At 64.1% G+C, this 3143-nt stretch carries 5 protein-coding genes; all 5 read right to left on the reverse strand.

From position 1 onward, the window contains the following. Positions 1-721: sensor histidine kinase (locus ACMO6A_RS01490; RefSeq protein ID WP_418470681.1), on the reverse strand; the 721-nt coding region annotated here is incomplete at its 3' end. A 37-nt stretch (positions 722-758) separates the two neighbouring features. After that, positions 759-1427 (reverse strand): response regulator transcription factor, encoded by a 669-nt coding sequence (locus ACMO6A_RS01495; RefSeq protein WP_009304445.1) that lies wholly within the window; start codon positions 1425-1427, stop codon positions 759-761. A 115-nt stretch (positions 1428-1542) separates the two neighbouring features. Then, positions 1543-2019 carry a hypothetical protein gene (locus tag ACMO6A_RS01500; RefSeq protein ID WP_009304447.1) on the reverse strand — a complete coding sequence of 159 codons (477 nt, stop codon included), beginning with the start codon at positions 2017-2019 and terminating at the stop codon, positions 1543-1545. A 153-nt stretch (positions 2020-2172) separates the two neighbouring features. Beyond that, on the reverse strand, positions 2173-2667 hold the full coding sequence (locus ACMO6A_RS01505; protein ID WP_009609141.1) for a hypothetical protein: 495 nt from the start codon (positions 2665-2667) through the stop codon (positions 2173-2175). 208 nt (positions 2668-2875) lie between these two features. Then, on the reverse strand, positions 2876-3143 hold a 268-nt coding region (locus tag ACMO6A_RS01510; RefSeq protein WP_418470682.1), incomplete at its 5' end, for a tyrosine-type recombinase/integrase.

The following is a 3143-nucleotide window of genomic DNA, read 5'->3' on the forward strand; positions in this document are numbered from 1 at the left end:
CGTATTTCCCCGCATTCGCCACGAGCTGGCCGATGACGAAAGCGAGCCACTTCACGTCGGCGAACACGCGAACGTCTTCGTCCACGTCCACCGTCGGCGCCACGCCGCGCTCGATGAGGAAGCGCGCATGCTTCCGCAGCGCCTCCCGCACGGCCTCGGCGAGGCTCGTCTCGCGGATGGCATAGTCCTGGACGAGCGAGGTGGAGCGCGCATAGTACAACGCCTGCTCCACGTAGCCCTCGATACGGTCGAGCTCGCCCTTGATCCGTGCGGCCTGGGGACCGTGCAAGCCTGAGGCCATGAGCGCCGCCGCGGCGATAGGCGTCTTGATCTCGTGGATCCACAGCTCTATGTAATCGCGGTAGGCTTCGGCTTGCTGCTTGTGCGCGGCCACGTCGTCGGCGGCGGCCTTCCCCGTCGCCTGCAGGGCCTCGTAAGCCAGGCGTCCTTCCAGGAAGTCGGGAGGTTCTATGAGCGCCGTTGCGTAATAGGTGCGGTCGAGGTCTCCCACCACCTGTTCGAGATCGCGGTAAAACGCGCGACGACGCGCGTAGTCCACCGTCAGGGCGAAGGCCGCGCATGCCAGCACGATGCATGCCGCCAGCACCGAGGCGTCCGGACCGGCACCGAGCACGGCGACCACGGAGCCGATCGCGATCGCGCACACGATGGCGACGGCGACGGAAAGGGCACGATCCCTGAGAAAGGCTGCTGGGCTCATCGCGCACGGCACCCCCGGAGTCGTCGGGGCGCGCGCATCACACCACGTATCCCTGCCCGCGGCGCGTGACGAGGAAGTCGTCGGGCACGCCGATACTCGCCAGGCTCTTGCGCAAACGGTTGATGTTGACGGTCAGCGTATTGTCGTCGATGAACGCATCGGACTGCCACAGCTCCACCATCAGCTCCTGGCGCGAGATGATGGTGTCGTGATTCGCCATGAGCATGTGGAGGATCTTCAGCTCGTTGCGCGTCAGGTCGACGGAACGTCCGCCGTGCTCCACCCGCCCGCGCGCCACGTCCAGCACCACGCCTCGATGCTCGATACGCGTCGGCGGCTCGGTACGCTGCGTACGGCGCAGAACCGATTGGATGCGCGCAAGAAGCACGGCTGGGTTGTAAGGCTTCGTGACGTAGTCATCGGCGCCGAGGTTCATGCTCAGAACCTCGTCGAACTCGCTGTCGGACGACGTGAGCATGATGACGGGCACTTGACTCGAGCGCCTGAGATCGCGGCAGACCGTATGGCCGCCCGTGCCGGGAAGCTTGAGGTCGAGGATCACGCAGTCGGGCGCAGCCGCCAAAACATCGTCCACGATGCGGTCGAAGGCGGTGCCGGTCAGCGCGGTATGACCCTGCAGTTCGAGCAGGCGCATAAGCTCCTCGCGCAACGACGCGTCGTCTTCCACGACGAATATCCGTGCCATTCGCCCTCCTCACACCGTCCGCATAAGACGGCTCCCTCGACTTCGATACCTCCCCATGGTACGCAGCGAAGCGCTTCCGTCGGCGAGGCGTAACCGTTTCGTTGCCGCCCCGAAGCTATTCCTTATGATGTTTGGTGTACGTGCCGGGCATCGCCGGACACGCAGGCTTCGAGCTTTTGAAGTAACGCAGTATGAAGCTGACGCCCGCAACCGCCAACGCAGCGCCCAACCCCGTATAGAAGAACGCGATGAACCACTCGGGCACGACGCCCGATGCGCGCAAGGCGATACCGCCGCCCATCATGATGGCCATCATGATGTAGCCCTTTTTATCGAAGAACTTGAACAGGTGGGTTTTGTCTTCCTCGTAGCCCCTGATCCTGCTCGCATGCTTGCCAACCATCTTGGTGAACACGAAGATATGGAACAGCACGAATATGAGGAGGGTCCCCCCTATCAAGACCCAGAACAGCCACCCGGTCTCGTCCAGGAAAGCCGAAAGACCGATGTTCACGATGTTCGCGCCGGCAATGAGCCACACGATGCCGGCGACGAGCAGAAGTTTGTCGGTCGAAACCTTCAGCAGCTGCATGCCATGCTCCTTCGATGCGCCTTGTATCCGAACGCCCGCGACGCGGAGGCCGCGCGCGGGCATCTGAACATTATAGGCTCGAACTCGACGGGGGCAAGGGCGCGCCGACGTTCTCCATAGCGCGATATCGGCCTGCGGCGCGGCGTCGACGCGCTACTTGACGCCCTGGGGAACGCGAGCATCGTCGGCATTCGTTCCCGCGCCTGCAACGTCGAGGATCTCGATGGTCGTGGGCTTGAAGTCGGTGCCCGATCCCGTGCCGCGCATGACGATGACGTCGTCGGCGGAAAGGGTGCGGCCCTCGAGTTCGGCGCCCGATTCATCGACGATGGAAACGTCTCCCTCGTCGAAGGTTATCTCGTCCTGACCCGCGTTGAAAGCCTGCGAGCCGCTGCCGTCGTTCGCATTGGCGAGGGTGCCTACCACAACCGTGGCCGTAGAACCGTTCATAGCCATGACCTGACCGTATTGCACGGTCTCGCCGATGGAGCCCTCGGCCTCGTTGCGCGATTGCTCGTCGGCGTTCAGCTCTTGCTGGGCCTGCGGGTTGTCCTCGGCGTCGTTGGCCGCGCAGCCGCTCAAAAACGGTACGAAAGCGAGCACGACGGCCATCGCGCCGGCGAACGCCCGCATCTTCTTCTTGCTCATGGAAACCTCCTTATGGTCGGTGCGCAACGCGCACATCGCGAACATGCACGACGAATGCACCCGATTGTGGAGGAACAGGCGGGAAGGCTGCGCGGCGCGCGGCGACCGTCAGGAAGCGGTCACAGCTCCGCAACCGGCCGGGAACCGGAAAAGCGCGCACCAGGGGACGGAAAGCGTGTCAAAGGGACGGGTGGTTCGACACGGTGCTCTATCCTCGGGGGTGGGTGCGGGCGTGCACCTGCTTGAGGCGGCCGGGGGAAAGATGGGTGTAGATCTGCGTGGTGGACAGGCTGGCATGTCCCAGCATCTCCTGGACGCTGCGCAGGTCGGCGCCCCCGTCCAGCAGATCGGTGGCGAAGGTATGGCGCATATCGTGCGGCGAGAGCGACTCGTCCAGACCTGCCTGGCGCAGCGCGTCCTTGAACATCTTGCGGATGGCGTCGGTGCCCATGCGGTTGCCGCGCGTGGACACGAAG

Source organism: Eggerthella sp., from assembly GCF_048329335.1.
Classification (GTDB): Bacteria; Actinomycetota; Coriobacteriia; order Coriobacteriales; family Eggerthellaceae; genus Eggerthella; species Eggerthella lenta.